Raw genomic sequence first — 18,715 nt, forward strand, 5'->3', positions numbered from 1 at the left:
TATTTTTTTTAGCTGACAAAATAAAAATTATGAAGTGAAAAGACATTATTATTATAAAAATATGTATTAATTCTCTTTCTTTTTTTGTTGTTAGAATTTTTTTAGTTTTTAGTTTTAAACGTTGGTAATTACTAGATTGAATCATTTTTTTATTGTATTATATTTCTTAGAGATTACATATTACACTAGGGAGTGGGACTACTTGACTATTGAACCTCTTATTTTATCAAATAAAGAAGTATATGTATTAACTGGTATATTTGACCATGAAACGATGATTGGAATTGAGAACCCCTTTGAAAATTGGTCAGATGAGGAAATAGACAAAGAATTGGATGTAATGTACGAGAATTGGACAAACGAAGAGCTACTCATAATAAAAGAAGATGAAACATTATGTGACAAACAACTTTTAGAATATTTTCGTATTTGTTTAACTACAGGATTTGTTATTGAAGTACAGATAAGTAAAAACAGCGCTTTAGAAAAAAACATTTTCTATTTTAGTGAAAAAAGTTATACAAAATGTAATAACAGATGCTAACGGTGAAAAACAATGTACATTTAAAGAATGCGGGACACCAGAGGTAGCTTGGCAATTTATATATCAAGCATTACAGCCTAAAAATACTTTCTCTCGTCCAAATTATACATTTAAAATCCCTTCTTCTGCATATAAGGAAAACATTTTAAATCAATCAAACAAGCAATTAGTAGATTACTTGAAACTTTACTTAGATGATGAAGCTTCCTTAGAGTTAGCAAACATTATACATAATCGTGAAGAGTTAAATACTGTTCAAGTTCATTATTATATAAAAGACTCATGGTCTACAGACTGTATTCAGTTTTTATATAGTCAAAATCAATATTGGCTAATCCAAAAAGTTTTAGATAATGAGCAAACACAAACGAATTTTATTTGTCTTGACACCTTTACAATTACTGAAGAGATAAAGAAAATGGTACTTTATCTTAAATCATTAGGCGGTGAAACAAGGTGAGTGGCGAAATTAAGGTTACTCCTGACCATTTAAGGAAATTGTCTTCTAATATAGAACAAACAGCTCATGAGCTGTTTGAAACATATCAACGTATCAATCAGCAGTTATTTGATATTCCATTCCAGGTATCTGGAAGAGATGCTGTGTTGAATCAATCCCAATACGCAGGCTCAGTGTTAGCTACTATAACGACAGTTTTAAAAGAACAAAGTGATGCATTAAGAAAAATTGCTGATCGTTTTGAGAAGGTTGATCAACAAGAAGTTTCATTTGGGGAAGAAGCAATTGATATTAATTGGTTTGCACCGATGGGTGGCGATATTGATGATTGGAAAGATAACCCTACGGGATCTTTATTTACTTTACTTGGTACTGTAACTGAAGGTGCAGCAGCTTACAAGTTGGCAGCTTTACATAATAAAGGTTTGCGTGTAACACCCTACAAAAATAACAAAGGAAAAGAAATGGTAAGATTTCAAAATCGCACCGTACTAAAGGATAAAAATGGACTTAATGTGATAAGGCGTACAAAATTACCTTTAGCTGAAGTAAAGCAAATAGACGATGTAAAAAGACATGTTTTATCACCAAAAGAAATTCTGAAAGATTCATTGAAATTAAAAACAAATGCTTTAGGCTATGCAGCTATAGGATGGGATGTAATTAATGATACAAAGGAAAATATTGAAAATAAAGCGTCAAAAACTAAGATAGCTGGTGATATCATTGGTGATGCAGCAATTGGGGTTGGCTCTACTGCTGCTAGTGCCTGGACTGGTGCTGCAATAGGTACAGCAATTGGGGGACCAATTGGAACTGTAGTTGGGGCTGGTATTGGATTTGGTGCTTCTGTATTTTTAAGTGTGTTAACTGATGGGATTAAATTTAACAAAGGTGATTGGAATAATGATGGTAAACAAGATTCAGTAAAAGATAGAGTTAAATCAGGAATTGGAACTGTATTAGATAAAATCTTTTAATTTTTTATGAGGTGTATAATGGACAAATATAATGGCAACAGCATAGATGATTGTATACGAATATTAATACCATTTGATATAAGAAATATTGTAGGGGCTTTTGTGTGGTTTTTTATGAATTTTATGCTACTTATCATTCTATTCATATTTCCACCGTACAATATATACTCTTACATAGCTTTACCATTTTATGTGATATGTAATCTGTGGGGAATTTGGGTTTCTATTTATAAGCCTAGGCAGCCGCAATTGCAACATTTACTATACTCTGGATTTGTTGCATTAAGTATTTCATTTTGTAGTTTTATAGCTGTGCAAAAGTTAGCTTACGAATTCGTAGAAATAGAGTCTCCTTTATTTTTAATTTTATCACTTATTGCATATAGTTTAATTGGTTATAAATCTGTATTATTTTGGATTCAATATTTTACAGACCGCTTAAGAGGGACAACTAATCAAGAAGTAAAAATCCCTAAAATTGTACTTTTTTCAAGTTTAGGTTATATGGTTGGTCAAGTTATTATTGGTATTTTGAGTCAAAAGGCTATGGCTATCGTATTAATCATTCTCGCCTCATTGTTTTCCGTTGTTTTCTTAGCTCTAAGTACACATTTGTATTTTTACTTTGACTTCAAAAAACAATCTATTGCTTCAGGACATTTAAACAAATTACATTCTCAAAAGAAGCCTAAACTGTCAAGGAAGGAAAGGAGACAATCCACGGCTGCTTCGGGACATGTAAATACACCACATTCCCAAAAGAAACCTAAACTTACAAGAAAGGAGAAAAGACAATGAATTCACAACTGCTCCCTATAGGCTCTATTGTAATTTTAAAAGAAGGTACAAAGAAACTCATGATTTTTGGACGTAAACAACAAGTGGAAACAGATGAGATAAGAAAGTTCGACTATATGGGATGTCCTTATCCAGAAGGCTATATGAATCCAGATTTCACTTATTTATTTAACCATGATGATATTCAAGAAGTTGTTTCAACAGGATATGAAGATCAAGAAGAACGTACTTTCCAAGAAAATGTATTGTCTAAAATATAATAAGAAATAATGTGAAAAAACTGTTTAAATAAGCAGTTTTTTTTACATTATTCCTTAATTCCAGTTTGGATGTTTCATTCCATGTAAACTAGTACCACCTGTGACGATAATTTGTGCACCTAAACCTTGTTGATAAGCATGTAAAGGAGTTTGCCAATTACCAGGATGGGAACCACCGAAAACGAAAATTGCATCACACTGTTGTCGTGTTGATTCTTTTAGGAAAGCGATTTCGGTTATTTCTTCAATTTGTTTTTTCGTAAGATGTGGGACTTCAGGATATTTAGGGATTACCATATGAAAACCTCCTATAAACAAAAGTTCTCCTTCATCATAAAATCCATCTTCATCATGAATTATCTCTTGGAAATGCAATGTTTGGATGCTGTTAGAAATTGATATTTTCCATTCATGCCCGGAGTCGGAAGCATTGGAGAGGGGAATCCATTTTTGAAATTCATTATCTCTATTGAAAAAATTTTGAAAGTAGTCATCGTTTTTAAATATGATGATTTGTGAGTTCCATAAGCTTGCTATTTTGATCATAACAACGACTCGATATGTATTTGTATCGTTCGGTTTCATTGTCATTAATTGATTCGCTTGATTTAACAGGGTTTGAATGCACAATCGCTTTACTTTCCTAGGTGTTGTACTAGAATCGATAAAAGCTTGAGAGCCTGGTAAAGGCATATGCCAGTATTCATCGTTATAGAAAGTAGACGGAAATGCTTTAGTAGAGTCTTCAATTCTTTTTATAAGAGTTTTTGTTTTTCGTTTCATTCCGCGTATTTTTTTTTCACGCATTGTTGATCATCTCCATAAATTTTTGCAAGGCAGCTGAGTGGAAAATATCTTTTCGAATAATAAAAGTAGTAGGAACCTTTCTAAAGTGATTTGGTAATGTATTTAAAGATAAACCATGTTCGTAATCTGGAATAATAGATTTCAGCATAATAGCCGTACCCATACCTGATTTTACACATGCAAGTATTGCTTCAATTGTTCCGAACTCTAGTATTCTTTTAGGTGAAATCCCTTCTTCTTGAAGCCAGTTTTCTAATAGTTTTCTGTAATAACAACCTTGACTAAAAGCGAGTAAATTCAGTTCTTCTATTGTTTTAAAGGAAGATAGAGGAGTCTTGCTAATGAGAACGAGTTCTTCTTCTCGAAATGAAAGTGTATGAAGTTCAGTATGCTGAATATTTCCAGCGATAAGAGCCCCGTCTAGTTTTCGCTCTAAAACGAGCTGAGTTAATTGGTCTGTCGTATTTGTTTCTAGAATCAATTCAACTTCTGGATACTTTTCATAATAGGTCGTTAATATAGGCGGGAGACGAACGGCTGTTGTCGATTCTGTACACCCGATTTTTGGCTCGGTTCCGTTACTTTGGACAGCTTGAATGGATTGATCGATTAAATGAATGATTTGTTTTGCATATGTTAATAAAATTTCTCCGTTAGAAGTTAAAGTAACGCCTTTTCCATTTCGATAAAATAAAGGCACACCTAACTCAATTTCTAGTTGTTTTATACGCATCGTTACACCTGATTGTACATAGTTTAAGTTTTTAGCAGCATGAGATATATTTCCTACTGTCGCAACTTCGTAAAAAACCGTTAAATCTTTTATGTCCATTTATTATCACCCCGAAAAAGGTATCAATTTTTTTGATGGATTCTATTATTAACACTTATTTTACATGATATCAGAACCTTCATACAATGAAAGGGATATGGGGGAGATAACGTTGATAAGTGAAGAAAAAATTGAAAAGTACAGTAGTTCTAATAAATGGATCATGTTAACTTTGGCAACGGTAGCACAGGCAAGTACAACACTTATAACATATGGATTAGGGGTACTTGCGTTATTTTGGAAAGAGAAATATGCACTTTCGAATATGCAGGTTGGGTTGTTAATAAGTGCTGTAAATATTGGTCCGCTGTTTTGTATGCTTTTTGCCGGAAGGTTACTTGATCGATATAATGAAAGAATATTAATTGGAGCGAGCACTGTATTACTTGGCGGGGCACTTTTACTTGCTCATATGGCAAGGGGCTTTATTGGGTTATTATTTGTCCTTCTTTTAATAGGAACTTTTTATAGCGTATCTCAGCCAGGGGGAAGTAAAGTAATCTTGAAATGGTTTCCGAAAGAAATGCGCGGATTAGCTATGGGAATACGGCAAGCTGGTATACCTATTGGCGGGGCATTAGCAGGAGTAACGATCCCTTTGCTTACAATTAAATTTAGTTTAGCTTATACGATAAATGTAATTGCAACTATATGTATAATAGGCGGGTTATTGTTTTTCATATTTTATAAGGAATCGTACGTACGAGAACACACGAGCCAAGAAAATGTAAGTATTTCTTTTTGGATGCAGTTAAAAAAGGTAATATGTAAAAAAGAGCTGTATCCAATTTTTATTACAGGTATTTGCATGATTTCTTTACAAATGATATTAGTCGGACATTTTATAAAATTTTTAGTCATTGAAAAATCGATAACACCTATTGTAGCAGGGAAAGTATTTTCAGTTATGCTAGTTGCAGGAATGATTGGGCGAATTATATTAGCTACAATAAGTGATACATATTACAAAGGTGATCGTCGTACACCTTTATTAATAACTGTATGTATTTCTTTTTGCTTAATTTTAGTTGTTGTAATGAGTATAAACACAATGACACTTGAGGCATTGTTTGTGATGAGCGGACTGCTAGGGTTCTTTGCGATCGGTTGGTTTAGTCTTTTTATGGTTGAAGTTGCTGAGTCTGCAAGTGAGGAATTGGTAGGCGTAACAGTGAGCTTTGCGCTTACGCTTAATCAAATTGCTATTATCTTTGCGCCTGCTTTGTTTGGTTATATAGTAGATGGAAAAGGCTACACATATGCATGGATGGGGATAGCTGCATTACTAAGCGTTTCAGCAGTGAGTTTATGTAAAAGTAAACGAATATTAAAAATGTAAATCTTTTATGAAGAAAATCTAAAGAAATGTCGTGGGAGTGACATTTCTTTTTTAATATGTTGTATAATCAAGTTATAAATGAGATTCGTTTTCATTAACGCTCATTTCCTCTTTTGAAATTACCTGTAATTTTAGCCATAATAAGCTGTTTTTCTTTTTCGTTACTTGCCCGATTTATTTTGTTTGAAAATTTTTCAGCATCATTTCCTTTTAAAATTATAATCTGTTTTCCGTAATATTCAATTGAAACTATATTGTTTTTTGTTACTCGATAATGAAACATCATATCATCTAAACGATTGCGCTTAGCGGTCTTTTTCAAATTAACGCCTCCATTCTTGTTAATGTGTAACGAATGTTACATAAAAAATTAAAATTAAAGTTGGATGTATCCGATTGTAAGGTGGAAATTTTGTAAAAAAGAACTACAATAGAGAGTAGTTAAAATTTGAACGTTAGAAAAAGGAATCTAGTTTACTATGAGGAATAATAGAGTAGATAGATTATAAGATATTTAAAAACTAAAAGATATAGAATAGAATGGAAAAGTATAAAGTGAAACTAGATAAAAGAGGGTTCCCATATGTTTAAGAAATGGTTAATCGCTTTCTTTGTTTTTGCTATTTTTTGTGGGAGTGTCGCTGCACTTATACATGCAAATAAAGAAAAGAAATACAGTTTGAAGGCATTTTCAAATTTTGAGGATAAAGTTGGAAATGTTCAACCGAAAGTTGATGCGAATCAGCAAAAACGTTATGATAGTGCAGCAACGAAACTCGATCAATATTTAAAAGATAAAGGATTTAACGGGACAGTTCTCGTAACGGATAAAAATAATGTGGTTTTACGAAAAGGCTACGGGTATGCGAATGTAAAAGATAAAGTTTTAACAACGCCAAGAACAAAATATCGCATCGGTTCCATAACGAAAACAGTAGTTGCAATATCTATATTACAGCTAAGAGAAAAAGGGAAATTGAATATTGAAGACAATGTAAATAAGTATATTCCATCGTTTCCAGCAGATAAAAACATTACGTTACGAAATTTGTTAACACATACGTCCGGGTTACCAGATCAGGGACAAGGTAGTGTTGATGCGGCATCACGTTTAAAGTTAGTAACGTGGATTGGAGCGCAAAAGTTGCAATTTTCTGCAGGGACAGGATGGAAATATACAGATTATAATTATATGGTGCTTGCGTATATTGTAGAAAAGATATCGAATAAACCGCTTGCTGAATATGTGAAAGAAAACATTTTTACTCCTGTTGAAATGAATGAATCTGGTATGGGTGCAACTCTCCCTGAAGATATTTTCTTAGCAGAAGGTTACACGAAAAAAGATAATGAGTTAATAGCTGCACCCCGCTTAAAAATGAACTGGCTGTATGGTTGTGGTGAAATGTATACGACCGTTGAAGATATGAAAAGATTAGATGAGGCTATTATGGATGGAAAGCTGATTTCTAAACAAAGCTTATCAGATATGTTTACAGTATCACCTGCGAGAAAATATGGATTTAGCTTCTATATTTACCCAGATTATTATCATAACCACGGTGTATTAGCTGGCTGGAACACTTTTAATAATTTTAACTGGGATAAAAGAACGTTTGTAATATTATTCTCTAACGTACAAAATGGTATGAATGATACATTTAATCAAGAGTTTAGGAAATTAGCGAATGATTTAATAGAAGGAAAATAATTATTTAAAAATCGGTATTGATATAAAATTATCAATACCGATTTTTTTATTTAGTGAACAAGCATGTATGAGAGGGGATTAGTATTAGAATAAATTTATGAAGGAAGTTAAATGATATGGATGTTAAATATAGGAAGCGTATTTTGTGAATGTCATCTATTTGTATTGAAATTATGTGATTATCATGCGGAAGAATAATTGGTAATTTTTACATTGATGAAAAAGCTTGAGCTTCACACTATGTTAAGCCTTACAGTATTGTAGACATGAACAGGAGGTTGAAAAATGAAAAAAATAGTAAAGTTTTGTTTAATAGCTACATTATCTACAACGATTATTAGTGGATGTTCTTTTGAAGGGAATAATGAAAATGCTAAAGGGAAAGAGAAAGAGGATAAAAAAGTAGAGGTACAGAAAAACGCTGGAAAATATACGATGCCGGATGAAAAAGATAAACATGAAGGTACATGGCTACAATGGCCTCATGAATACACATATGGTCAAGAGTATAAACAAGAAGTTGAACCTATTTGGATTAAGATGGCAAGTGCTTTAACTGAGGGTGAAAAAGTCCACATTGTTGCATATGATGAGGAAGAGAAAGAGCGAATCAATAAGCTTTTAATAGATAAAGGGCTGAATATGGATAAAGTTGATTTCTTTATCGCTCCTACTGATGATGTGTGGGCAAGAGATAGTGGACCGATTTTTGTTTATGATAATAATAAAAATCTGAAAATATTAGATCCAGCATTTAATGGTTGGGGAAAGAAAACTCCATATAAAAATGATGCCCGTATACGTGAGAATGTTAGTAAACAATTAGGGATTGAAAGAATTGATTGGGGGAAATTTGTCCTTGAAGGTGGCGCAATTGAATTAGACAGCAATGGGACTGCTTTATTAACTCGAAGCGCAGTAACGAATAAAAATAGAAATCCTGATTTATCAGAAGCGGAAATTGGAAAATATATAAGTGACCTTGGGGTGACAAACTTTATTTGGTTAGATGGAGTGCCTAATTTAGATATTACTGATTTTCATATTGATGGATTTGCTAAATTCCATGATAAATCTACAATCGTAACGATGGCAGAAGATGACTTGGCTGAATGGGGCTTGTCAAACAAAGATATGGATAAATTGTTAGATGCAAAAAATGCTTCAGGACAGAAATATAAGTACGAATACTTACCGCTTAGTAAAGATAAAGTTACTTTAGAAGGTGGAAAAACTCTAGATTATAAGGGGTCGTATATCAATTATTATGTTGGGAATACAGTTATATTGGTGCCTAACTATAATGATCCAAATGACAAAATCGCAAACGATACGATTCAGAAATTATACCCGGATCGTAAAGTAGTGGGAATTGATGTGAGAGAGCTTTATAAAAATGGCGGAATGATCCATTGTGTGACACAGCAACAACCGATTCAATTGAAGTAATCGATTATAGTTTCGTTATGTTGCTTTATAGACAAAATAGGTGAAAAGCTATCTTTACTTATTTTGTCTTGTTTTAACATCTGTAACAAGAATAAAATGTATAATTTTAATGTAACGATAATTAAATATAAGTATATTGTCATTATTGTTTTATATGGAAAAGGAGAAAAATGTTTGTGGTAAAGAATTTAAAAAGAGTATTTTCGTTTTTCCCTATCGTTCTACAGTACATTATAAATGTAGCTTTGATCTGTTTGGGAATTGTTTTAAGTGTGTTTCTTATGAAAGAAGTCATTCAATTTATACAAGAACTTAAATTAAATAGTGAGGAATCTAGTTATCATTTAATTGATAGCATTGTCGTATTCTTTTTATATTTTGAATTCATTGTAATGATTATAAAGTATTTTCAAATGAACTTTCATTTTCCATTACGATATTTTATATATATAGGTATTACGGCTGTTGTTCGTCTAATTATTATAGACCATGATAATCCAATGGATTCATTGATATATGCTTGCGCGATTCTTGTATTAATTAGTGCTTTATTCATTGCAAATTCTAAAATAATGCGTCGTGATTTAGAAGAGTGAACGTTTGTTGTTTAAATCAAAAAAGATGTTTTATCTTTTGATAAAAAGGAGTAATAGTATTGAAAGAAATAATCTTAACCAGTTTTATAATAATAGGGTTTATGATTCTACTATTTAATTGTATACTTTCATAATTTAAAAGAATAAAAGGTTAATAAGGAAAGAGGTTTTTGTAAATATGGTTCATTACAATAATCAAAATAGTTTACATCAAATATTTACATTAAAGGGAACAGTTATAAGAGATATTTTCCCGCAAATTTTATTATATATATGTATTTCAACGATAGTAACTGTGATTAATTATTATTATGTAGAAATAAAAATTAATCAAACTCCTTGGGTAATTGTTGGAGGAGCTTTAGGGCTACTGTTAGTTTTTCGTACTAACACTGCCTATGATAGGTATTGGGAAGGTAGAAAGTTATTTGGCACGGTTGGTGCTTGTACTAGAAATTTGGCAGTTAGTTTTTTGTGTTATTGGGAGTCTGAAGGGAAAAAGACGGATCAGGAAAAATTAAAATTTTTACATTTGTTAATTGCTTTTCCAAAGATAGCGAAAGGACATTTGAGAGATGAAAAAGATTTATCCGAAATAAAAGCATTGTTTGATATTTGTTCTGAGAAGGAAAAAGAAATGTTGGCTGAGTCTATTCATTTACCGATTAGTATAGTTTTTATGTTAAAAACTATACTATCAAAAGGTTTGAAAACGGGTCAAATTCACCCAAATGCAATAATTAATATGGAAGCTGATTTGAATACTCTGCTTACGGCTGTGGGTGGATGTGATCGGATCAAAACAACGCCTATTCCTTTTGCATATTTTGCTCATATTAAAATTTTACTGCTCATATTTTGCGGGACTTTATCGATTGGTCTTGTTGATAGTCTTGGATGGTTTACAGTACTTGCAACTACGTTCATAAGTTTTGCATTTATAGGGATTGAAGCAATAGGGGTTGAAATTGAGGATCCATTTGGTCAGGATCCAAACGATCTTCCGCTAGAAGGGATTTGCATAGGGGTAGAAACACATTTAGTGAATTTATATAATCAAAACGCCCTGTTAGAAGTAATGGATTTGAATCTTGATAAAAAAATCATCTAATCCGTCATTGTGTACGGCGATTAAAATTTAAAAATCTTGTCAAGAGTCAGTTTATGGCTTAACGACGTCTTTATATTTTTTATATAAATATATAATATTTCTCCGTGCTATAATCCATTCATGAGATGTGCACGTTTCAAAAATTGTAATGAAAAGAGAAATGAATTGGGGAATAGTTGGCTTATTGAAAACAGTTATTCAATCATTATTAAAAAGCGAGGTAAGTAATATGGAACAAAAACATAGTGGCATTATTTTTACTGCAATACCAGATGAATCGAATGAATATTATCGACCATTTTATGAAGACATTATTTATTTTAATGAATACTTAAATGAAAATAAAGCATTTACCGATCAACTTATATCTTTATCTGTTGAAGAGCAAAACTTTCATACAAACTTTTTTGAGTATGATGATATTTGGCTAAGAGATGTTGCGCCAGTTGTAACAAATCATCTAGTTAAATTCAAATATCAACCAAATTACTTACCGAAAGATCAAGGACGATATTTAGATCAACAATTTAATAAATGGTTGAAAAAGAACGACTTTGAATATGTGACATCTCCATTGATATTAGACGGTGGAAATCTTATTTGGAATAAAAAAGATACCGTTATATTAACGGAACGCATATTTGATGATAATTATGATTGGACGGAAGAAGAAATTATAGAGCAACTGGAATGGGATTTAGATGTGAGTCGGGTTATTATTATTCCTGCTGAAGAGGGAGATGTACTTGCACACGCAGACGGGATGGTTAAATTTATTGATGAACATACAATGTTTATTAGTGATTTTTTAGGGGATCATGAATTTAGATATAAGGTTCAAGAGATTATTCAAGAGCAAATGCCAGAGGCTGAATTTATAGTTGTTCCTTCGTCATATACAGAGAAGGGTCAATACGATGAAGAGATAGCGTCAGCAAAAGGTTTATATATAAATATGTTAGAAACATGTGATACGCTTTACGTTCCTAAGTTTGGATTAGCTAAAGATGAGGAAGTTTTACGATATATTCAACAGCATACTGAGAAACAAGTTATTCAAAGTCATGTAGGAGAAATATCGACAATGGGAGGCGCCATGAATTGTTTAACGTGGTATTGTCCTAGTCATTTGTTACCTTCAAAAATGAAAAGGCTGAACGATCAGAATGAAGGTTCTTCAATCAGAAAAATATTTGATTGGTTTTAATAAATAAGCTTATATATAAGAAAATGTGTTCAAGGGGTATTTATATGTATACAATTACTGAATTTTCACGGATTTGTAAAATGAGTACACGAATGTTAAGGCATTATGATAAAGAGGAAATATTGAAACCAGCATATGTGAATCCGGTAAATGGATATAGATATTATGAGCAAGGACAGCTTGAAATAGCGTTGAAAATTAAAAAGCTAAGGGAGTACAAGTTCCCTTTACCGAAAATTAAAATAATTCTTCAATCATCAGATCAAGATTCATTTATTAAACATATGCAATCACAAATTATAGAGTTGTCTCATGAGGTGAAACAAAATTTACAGGTTATTTCAGAAATGAATGAAATGGTAAATATGAATCATGCTTTAAATACTGCTTGTCATAGAAATTACGATATATTTATTGGAATGAGAAATGAAATAACAGTAATTGCTCAAAGACTGCAAATAAATATAGATGATATGGATGATTATTTTTATGACTTATATGAAAAAGTACAAAAGCATAACTTACAAATGGTTGGTTCGCCCTCTACGGTCTTTTATGATGAAGAGTATATTCCAAATGAAAGTGATGTTGAATTAAGGATTCCGGTCATGCATGGGAACAATAAAGATGTAGTACAAGAATATGAAATAAAAAAATTAAATCCACATCAAATCGTTACTACTATGCATTATGGAAGTTATGACTATATAGGCTACGCTTATATTGCGTTAGAAAAATGGATTGAAAGAAATGGTTATGTAATAGATGGTTCACCATATGAGGTCTACATAAAGGGACCTGAATGTGATTGTTTAGTAGAGGAGTATGTGACACAAATTTGTTTTTTAGTTATGAAAATAGACTGAGAATAAGGATTGACATTAACATTATGTCAATCCTTATTCTATTTATGTAAGTAATTCATCATAATAAAAAGGAGAAAGAATATGAAAAGAACAATCATGATTATTTGTCTGATTCTAAGTATGACATGGGTTTCAGCGTGTACTCCTGGAGTAGGAGAAGGTGAGAATGGTAGCTTCGTTCTACCAAATCAGTTGCCAAAAAATGTAGTGTTTAAAAATGGTACAATCTATACTTCAAATGACAAGCAAGACATTGTAGAGGCTGTAGCCGTTAAAGAAGGGAAAATTACATTTGTTGGTTCAAACAAAGATGTAGAAGGATTTATAAATGAAGATACGAAAGTGGTGGATTTACAAGGGCGTTTTATTCTTCCTGGTTTTGTGGACAATCACAATCATATATTTGAGGCGAAATCACCAGCAGCAGGGAATTGTAGTGTTTCACCGGATGCTGCGCTGCAAGAACAACGCTCGTATTTAAAGGCTTGTAAAAAAGATGTGAAAGATGGCGAATGGATAAGCGGAACAGGATTTAGTTTGGAAGAGCTGTTAAAAGATATGGACGAAAAATCAGAACAACAAACGCCATTACAAGTTCTTGATGAGTTATTTCCTAATAACCCTGTATTAATTATGGAAAGAACTTCTCATTCTGTATGGGTTAACTCAAAGGCATTGGAATCAGCAGGAATAAATAAAGAGACGAAAGATCCGCAAGGCGGAAGAATCATCCGGGATCCAGAAACAGGAGAACCTTTCGGGCTTCTGTATGATACAGCAGGGGATATCGTGATGGAAAAAGCATGGAATTCCCAGCCCAATCTCTTTGAAAAAAATTATGAAGGTTTGTTAGACGGTTTAGATGAGGTTGCGAAGAATGGTATTACTACAGTCGGCGATGGACGTCTTTATTGGAAACGAGGCTGGTTAGATGTTTGGAATAAAGTTAATGATGAGAAAAAGTTAACGTCGCGAGTAGTACTTCGTCCGTGGGTATATCCGAACTTAAATGAAGCAGAGCAAATGGAGTATTTCAAAAAAATTAAGCGTGATGATGTATCATCTAGAATGCTTATTAATCAAGTGAAGATGTATAGTGATGGAATTAGCATTAACAGCACAGCTAAAATACTAGAAAAATATAAATTTGAGTGGTTTAAAGGAACACCGTACGGTTTGAACTATATTCCAGAAGAAAAAATGAAGTGGTGGTTGAGTGAACTCAATAAAATTGGTTACGGTGCACTCATCCACACAATTGGAGATGGCGGAGTAAGAGAAAGTTTAAATGCAATTGAAGCAGCGAAAAAAGAAGGGGCGAATCAACCTTATACGCTTACACATGTGGAAATGGTAGAAGATAGTGATATAAATCGTTTTGCTAAGTTAGGTATTAGCGCTGATTTCCAAGTAGGTCATGATTTTGCAGAAGATCCTAAACAAAGCTGGGCAAGTGCGTATTTTACAAATCAACAGATGAAACGAATTATGCCGTTAGGACGCATTTGGAAAACAGGAGCAAACGTATCACTTAGTAGTGATTGGGATGTAAATGAACTAAATCCACTTGTGACGATTTCGAATGCACTAAGTATTGATGAAAAGGGCTTGTCTGATGTATACGCAGCTATTGATGCATATACAATTAAGCCCGCCAAAGCATTAGGTCTTGATAATATTACTGGTTCAATTGAAGTAGGTAAATCAGCCGATATGGTATTACTAAATGAAGATATTACTAAAATGAGTGCCGATAAGATTCCGAATGCGAAAGTTTTAGTGACGGTTTTACAAGGAGAAGTAGTGTATCACAAGGGAAAATAAAGAATCGGTTTATGAAGTAGTTAATATATTTCTGTTGACCTTAACATGATGTCAAAGTTTAGACTGAACTTACATTCGAAGAAGGGGTGAACACGTATGAGAAATATAGAAAATAGTTTGTTTTATATGCCTGCTGAGTGGGAAAATCATGAGGGGACATGGCTCCAATGGCCTCATGATAAGGCTCATAGAGGCGAAGGTTACAGATCTAAGCTAGATGATATTTGGGCAACGATGGCAAAGGAGCTTCATTACGGAGAGAATGTGCATATTGTTGTATTTGATGAGGAAGAAAAAGTACATGTACAATCGAAGTTAACTGAAGCGAATGTAGATATGGATAAAATTGATTTTTTAATTGAAGAAACGGATGATGTTTGGATAAGAGATAATGGACCGATCTTTGTAAAAGATAAGGAAGGCAATCTCTGTTTAACACACTGGGTATTTAATGGTTGGGGGGATAAATATCCGTATGAAAATGATGCTGTTATTCCGGAAAAAATAAGTGGAATGTATAGCATTCCAAAAGTTAAATCTAGTGTCTGTATAGAAGGTGGAGGAATAGAGATAAATGGAAATGGCACCTTAATGGCGGCAAAAACTTCTATTATAAATGAAAATCGAAATCCTACACTAAATCAGGAAGAGATTGAAATAGAGTTAACGAAGTATTTGGGAGTAACGAATTTTATATGGATAACTGGTATTCGCGGAGAGGATAATTATGATGAAGATACAGATTACCATATTGATGGGGCAGCGCGTTTTGTAAATGAAAATACAATTCTTTATGAATATGATCCTTTTGGGGAGAGTGAATCCTACCTTTTGGAGGCGTACGAAAGGCATTATCAAGAATTGCGACAAGCAAGAACTATAGATGGAAAGCCATTTCAGCTCATACCAGTACCGGTAACAAGAAGTGTTGTAAAAGAAGCAGACTGTAAGGGCTCGTATTTGAACTTTTATATTGGAAATGAAGTTGTATTAGTTCCTATATATGGTGATGAACATGATAAGTTAGGACTTCAAATCATTGAAGGGCAGTTTCCAGGAAGAAGAATTGTCGGTGTTTATGTAAATGAACTGTTTGCGTATGGTGGTATGATTCACTGTGTGACACAGCAACATTTAGCATAAAGTAACCGAAATGAAAAAAGCATGCAGATTCTATAATCTGCATGCTTTTTTCTATAATGCTGAAAACTCTTCAACAAGTTGGGTGAATCGATTTAATGCACTTTCAATCGGTTCTGGTGTAGTTAAATCAACGCCAGCTTTTTTCAGTAAGTTTAATGGATAGTCAGAACTTCCGCCTTTAAGGAATTCAATATAGTTTTTCTGAGCATTTGGATCGCCGCTCAATAACTTATCAGCAATTTGGATTGCAGAAGCGAATCCAGTTGCATATTTGTACACGTAAAATGGACGATAGAAATGCGGTATTCTAGCCCAGCCGTATTTTACTTCTTCGTCAAATACGAGAGAGTCGCCATTATACTCTCTAAATAAGTTTTCATAAACTTCGCTAAAGACTTGGGCATTTAATGGTTTACCTTGTTCGGCCATTTCATGTGTGATTTTTTCAAATTCTGCAAACATGATTTGTGTAAAGAAAGTACCTTTAAAGCTATCGATAAAGTAGTTAATTAAATGATTACGTACGTTCGTTTCTTTTGCTTCTTTTAATAAATAATGAATTAATAGCACTTCATTTACTGTAGAAGCGACTTCTGCAACAAAGATAGTATAGTGTGCAGAAATTCTTGGCTGGTATCCGTGTGAGTAATGTGTATGCATGCCGTGTCCACATTCATGAGTAAGAGTGAAAAGGCTATTTAAATCATCATGATGATTTAAAAGAATGAAAGGATGAACACCGTATACACCAAAGTTATAAGCGCCAGAACGTTTTCCTGGTGTTTCTCTCACGTCTATATAGCGTTTATCTTTAAAGTTTTTTAATGTTTCGATATATTCTTTACCTAAAGGAGCTAGTGACGCGATCATTATATCAAACGCTTCGTCGTATGGAATGTCTTGTTTTACACCTTTTACTAAATCAACACTCAAGTCGTATTGTCGTAGTTCATCTACATTTAATTTTTCTTTTCTAAGTTCATTATACGTATGTAATGATTGAATGTTTTTTTTCGTTGTCTCAATTAAATTTTCATATACTTCTTTCGGAACCATGTCGCCAAATAATGATTTTTCTAAAGCTGATGGATATTTTCGTAGCTTTGAGACAGTAACATTGTTTTTAATAGCTGCGGACAAAGTAGAAGCGATAGAATTCTTTAATTGAACGTATGGTTTGTAATAAGCTTTATAGGCTTCTTCACGTTTCTCACGATTCTCATCTTCTATTAGCTTTGAATACATTCCACGTGTTAAGTTTACTTTTTCCCCATCATCAGTAGTCACTTCACCAAAAATTATATCTGCATTATTTAACATGCTAAATGTATGCTGCGGGGAGGAGAGTGCTTCACCCATTTGTGATAAAATCTCTTCTTGGTCTTTATTCAAAACGTGTTTTTTATAACGGTATAGCTCAAATAAGTCTTCTTTATAATAGTGTAAGCCTTCTGTTTCTTCTATGTAAGAATGTAATGTGTTTTCATCTACACTAAGTAAGAATGGGGAAAAGAAAGATTTAGCCGCACTTACTTTCACGTGTAATTGTGATACTTTATCGACAAGGGATTGAGCGTCAGTATCGCGTGTATCAAGATCAGATTGTAATCGTGCATAAGCGAACATTAAAGATATTATGCTAGATATTTCTTCACTCTTTGTTAAATAAGCTAATAAACTATTGCCATCGTGAATATTTCCATTAAACTTGTGTAATTCATTCGTTAATACTTCAATTTTATGAAAATCGCTTTCCCAATCTTCAATTGTATGATAAATATCCGTTAAATCCCATTTTTCTTTATCAGCTACTTGTAGTCGATCTTTAAGTTCAGTCATAATCATTTCCTTTCTAAATATGTAGTTATATTCCTATATAACTATGAAATACAACAAATTGCAAAAAATCCCTGCTGGAAAATGAAAAGCCTTGCCGAGAATGGCGAGGCTTTAAAAGTTATAATGTAATGCCGAACGTTGAATGAAGGAGGTTTGTATATTGCTCTTTTGTAATTGTTTCTTTTGTTTTATTTCTATTTTTCGTTACTGTAAGGCTATCTTTTGTTAATGATGCGTGCCCGTCATGAGTAAGTTTTACAACAAGAGGTACTTTGTTAAATGGTGAACCTTCATGTTCAACAATAATTTTTTGTGCTGCATTTGCTTTCGTTTCATCCACTTCTTCCAAGTAAAATGCATAACCTACTGTCCAATCATCAGTAGAAGATTGATCTAGAAACTCATTGCTTTTACGCATTTCTAAAATATAATTACCTTTTTCAGTCGTTTCTTTACGAATACGATAGTCGCCTGTTACAGAATGAACGATCTCACCTGAGAAAGGAACAGGGGAAAGGGGTAAATATGATCCGAAACCTACTTCAATTAAGTAAAGTTTATTATGATGTTGTAAAACAGTTGCGATATGCCCTGAATCTACAGCCCATATAGAATTTGCAGCGTTATAAACTGTTCCTGAAACGAGATGGACATCGAATTTAGAGTCTTTAAGGAAGTAATACATAGCCGGATTCAATTCATAACAAAGGCCGCCACGGTTGTTTATTAAAATTTTTTCTTTTAGATTTTTTTTGATATTTCTTTAAAGTTGTTTTCGAGAATATTTAAGTTTTCAAAAGGGACAGTTTGTGCCATTGCATACATAATGTTAGGTAAATCTTCAAATGAAACTTTGTGTTTTTCTTCTATATTTAATCTTGCGAAAAATTGTTTTTGAAAGTTTGTCATGAAAATCCCTCCGTTATGATTTTATAGGTAAATTGTAAAC

15 protein-coding genes and 4 pseudogenes are annotated in these 18,715 nt (G+C 32.9%); 13 read left to right on the forward strand and 6 right to left on the reverse strand.

The genetic code is table 11. The features are described from left to right. Positions 1 to 202: 202 nt before the first annotated feature. The 4 genes and pseudogenes from JFU54_RS14525 to JFU54_RS14540 all read left to right on the forward strand — a co-directional run bounded on the left by JFU54_RS14525 (position 203) and on the right by JFU54_RS14540 (position 3,042). Positions 203 to 1,004, forward strand: a pseudogene (locus JFU54_RS14525) (hypothetical protein). Continuing rightward, positions 1,001 to 1,984 (forward strand): type VII secretion target, encoded by a 984-nt coding sequence (locus JFU54_RS14530; RefSeq protein ID WP_069356030.1) that lies wholly within the window; start codon positions 1,001 to 1,003, stop codon positions 1,982 to 1,984. The pseudogene JFU54_RS14525 and the gene JFU54_RS14530 overlap by 4 nt, the downstream one beginning before the upstream one ends. 18 nt (positions 1,985 to 2,002) lie before the next feature. Beyond that, positions 2,003 to 2,782, forward strand: coding sequence for a hypothetical protein (locus JFU54_RS14535; RefSeq protein ID WP_069356029.1), 780 nt, complete (start codon positions 2,003 to 2,005; stop codon positions 2,780 to 2,782). After that, entirely contained in the window at positions 2,779 to 3,042 is a 264-nt protein-coding gene (locus JFU54_RS14540; protein ID WP_098168578.1) for a DUF4176 domain-containing protein, read from the forward strand. Before JFU54_RS14535 ends, JFU54_RS14540 begins: the two co-directional genes overlap by 4 nt. A gap of 57 nt (positions 3,043 to 3,099) precedes the next feature. Here JFU54_RS14540 and JFU54_RS14545 read toward each other — a convergent pair. The 3 genes and pseudogenes from JFU54_RS14545 to JFU54_RS14555 all read right to left on the reverse strand — a co-directional run. After that, positions 3,100 to 3,339 (reverse strand): annotated as a pseudogene (locus JFU54_RS14545) (hypothetical protein); the annotation flags it as partial. A gap of 9 nt (positions 3,340 to 3,348) precedes the next feature. Beyond that, positions 3,349 to 3,849: pseudogene (locus tag JFU54_RS14550) on the reverse strand (DUF3916 domain-containing protein); the annotation flags it as partial. Further along, positions 3,842 to 4,681, reverse strand: a complete 840-nt coding sequence (locus JFU54_RS14555) for a LysR family transcriptional regulator (RefSeq protein WP_201064924.1) — start codon at positions 4,679 to 4,681, stop codon at positions 3,842 to 3,844. The gene JFU54_RS14555 and the pseudogene JFU54_RS14550, both read right to left, overlap by 8 nt. A gap of 112 nt (positions 4,682 to 4,793) precedes the next feature. On the opposite strand from JFU54_RS14555, the gene JFU54_RS14560 reads away from it, so the two are divergent. After that, complete coding sequence (locus JFU54_RS14560) at positions 4,794 to 6,020, forward strand: MFS transporter (RefSeq protein ID WP_201064927.1); 1,227 nt, start codon at positions 4,794 to 4,796, stop codon at positions 6,018 to 6,020. Positions 6,021 to 6,114: 94 nt separating this feature from the next. On the opposite strand, the gene JFU54_RS14565 is transcribed toward JFU54_RS14560, so the two are convergent. Beyond that, positions 6,115 to 6,342, reverse strand: coding sequence for a hypothetical protein (locus tag JFU54_RS14565; RefSeq protein WP_201064931.1), 228 nt, complete (start codon positions 6,340 to 6,342; stop codon positions 6,115 to 6,117). A gap of 261 nt (positions 6,343 to 6,603) precedes the next feature. On the opposite strand from JFU54_RS14565, the gene JFU54_RS14570 reads away from it, so the two are divergent. From JFU54_RS14570 to JFU54_RS14605, 8 genes are all read left to right on the forward strand, one after another. Next, positions 6,604 to 7,731 carry a serine hydrolase domain-containing protein gene (locus tag JFU54_RS14570; protein WP_201064933.1) on the forward strand — a complete coding sequence of 376 codons (1,128 nt, stop codon included), beginning with the start codon at positions 6,604 to 6,606 and terminating at the stop codon, positions 7,729 to 7,731. 285 nt (positions 7,732 to 8,016) lie between these two features. Then, positions 8,017 to 9,180: an agmatine deiminase family protein gene (locus JFU54_RS14575; RefSeq protein ID WP_201064936.1), complete on the forward strand. Its 1,164-nt coding sequence runs from the start codon at positions 8,017 to 8,019 to the stop codon at positions 9,178 to 9,180. Positions 9,181 to 9,356: 176 nt separating this feature from the next. Continuing rightward, on the forward strand, positions 9,357 to 9,776 hold the full coding sequence (gene psiE / locus JFU54_RS14580) for a phosphate-starvation-inducible protein PsiE (RefSeq protein ID WP_201064938.1): 420 nt from the start codon (positions 9,357 to 9,359) through the stop codon (positions 9,774 to 9,776). Positions 9,777 to 9,954: 178 nt separating this feature from the next. Further along, positions 9,955 to 10,887 (forward strand): bestrophin family protein, encoded by a 933-nt coding sequence (locus tag JFU54_RS14585; protein ID WP_002087673.1) that lies wholly within the window; start codon positions 9,955 to 9,957, stop codon positions 10,885 to 10,887. Positions 10,888 to 11,116: 229 nt separating this feature from the next. Continuing rightward, on the forward strand, positions 11,117 to 12,094 hold the full coding sequence (locus JFU54_RS14590) for an agmatine deiminase family protein (protein WP_063218608.1): 978 nt from the start codon (positions 11,117 to 11,119) through the stop codon (positions 12,092 to 12,094). A 44-nt stretch (positions 12,095 to 12,138) separates the two neighbouring features. Next, positions 12,139 to 12,960 (forward strand): MerR family transcriptional regulator, encoded by an 822-nt coding sequence (locus JFU54_RS14595; RefSeq protein ID WP_201064940.1) that lies wholly within the window; start codon positions 12,139 to 12,141, stop codon positions 12,958 to 12,960. An 81-nt stretch (positions 12,961 to 13,041) separates the two neighbouring features. Further along, entirely contained in the window at positions 13,042 to 14,784 is a 1,743-nt protein-coding gene (locus JFU54_RS14600; protein ID WP_078185502.1) for an amidohydrolase, read from the forward strand. A gap of 96 nt (positions 14,785 to 14,880) precedes the next feature. After that, positions 14,881 to 15,927: an agmatine deiminase family protein gene (locus JFU54_RS14605; RefSeq protein WP_201064942.1), complete on the forward strand. Its 1,047-nt coding sequence runs from the start codon at positions 14,881 to 14,883 to the stop codon at positions 15,925 to 15,927. Between the two features lie 51 nt (positions 15,928 to 15,978). Here the strand turns inward: JFU54_RS14605 and pepF are convergent, their stop codons facing one another. Next, entirely contained in the window at positions 15,979 to 17,766 is a 1,788-nt protein-coding gene (gene pepF, locus JFU54_RS14610) for an oligoendopeptidase F (RefSeq protein ID WP_201064953.1), read from the reverse strand. 118 nt (positions 17,767 to 17,884) lie between these two features. Beyond that, positions 17,885 to 18,675 (reverse strand): annotated as a pseudogene (locus JFU54_RS14615) (arylamine N-acetyltransferase family protein). Positions 18,676 to 18,715: the final 40 nt, after the last annotated feature.

The sequence above is a fragment of the Bacillus sp. TH19 genome, from assembly GCF_016651075.1.
GTDB classification, from domain to species: Bacteria; Bacillota; Bacilli; order Bacillales; family Bacillaceae_G; genus Bacillus_A; species Bacillus_A mycoides.

What these genes read in the sequence shown, in the direction of transcription:
- JFU54_RS14535 (WP_069356029.1), top strand. Translation starts at nt 2,003, where the DNA reads ATGGACAAATATAATGGCAACAGCATAGATGATTGTATACGAATATTA.
- JFU54_RS14540 (WP_098168578.1), top strand. Translation starts at nt 2,779, where the DNA reads ATGAATTCACAACTGCTCCCTATAGGCTCTATTGTAATTTTAAAAGAA.
- JFU54_RS14555 (WP_201064924.1), bottom strand. Translation starts at nt 4,681, where the DNA reads ATGGACATAAAAGATTTAACGGTTTTTTACGAAGTTGCGACAGTAGGA.
- JFU54_RS14570 (WP_201064933.1), top strand. Translation starts at nt 6,604, where the DNA reads ATGTTTAAGAAATGGTTAATCGCTTTCTTTGTTTTTGCTATTTTTTGT.
- JFU54_RS14575 (WP_201064936.1), top strand. Translation starts at nt 8,017, where the DNA reads ATGAAAAAAATAGTAAAGTTTTGTTTAATAGCTACATTATCTACAACG.
- JFU54_RS14585 (WP_002087673.1), top strand. Translation starts at nt 9,955, where the DNA reads ATGGTTCATTACAATAATCAAAATAGTTTACATCAAATATTTACATTA.
- JFU54_RS14590 (WP_063218608.1), top strand. Translation starts at nt 11,117, where the DNA reads ATGGAACAAAAACATAGTGGCATTATTTTTACTGCAATACCAGATGAA.
- JFU54_RS14595 (WP_201064940.1), top strand. Translation starts at nt 12,139, where the DNA reads ATGTATACAATTACTGAATTTTCACGGATTTGTAAAATGAGTACACGA.
- JFU54_RS14600 (WP_078185502.1), top strand. Translation starts at nt 13,042, where the DNA reads ATGAAAAGAACAATCATGATTATTTGTCTGATTCTAAGTATGACATGG.
- JFU54_RS14605 (WP_201064942.1), top strand. Translation starts at nt 14,881, where the DNA reads ATGAGAAATATAGAAAATAGTTTGTTTTATATGCCTGCTGAGTGGGAA.
- pepF (WP_201064953.1), bottom strand. Translation starts at nt 17,766, where the DNA reads ATGACTGAACTTAAAGATCGACTACAAGTAGCTGATAAAGAAAAATGG.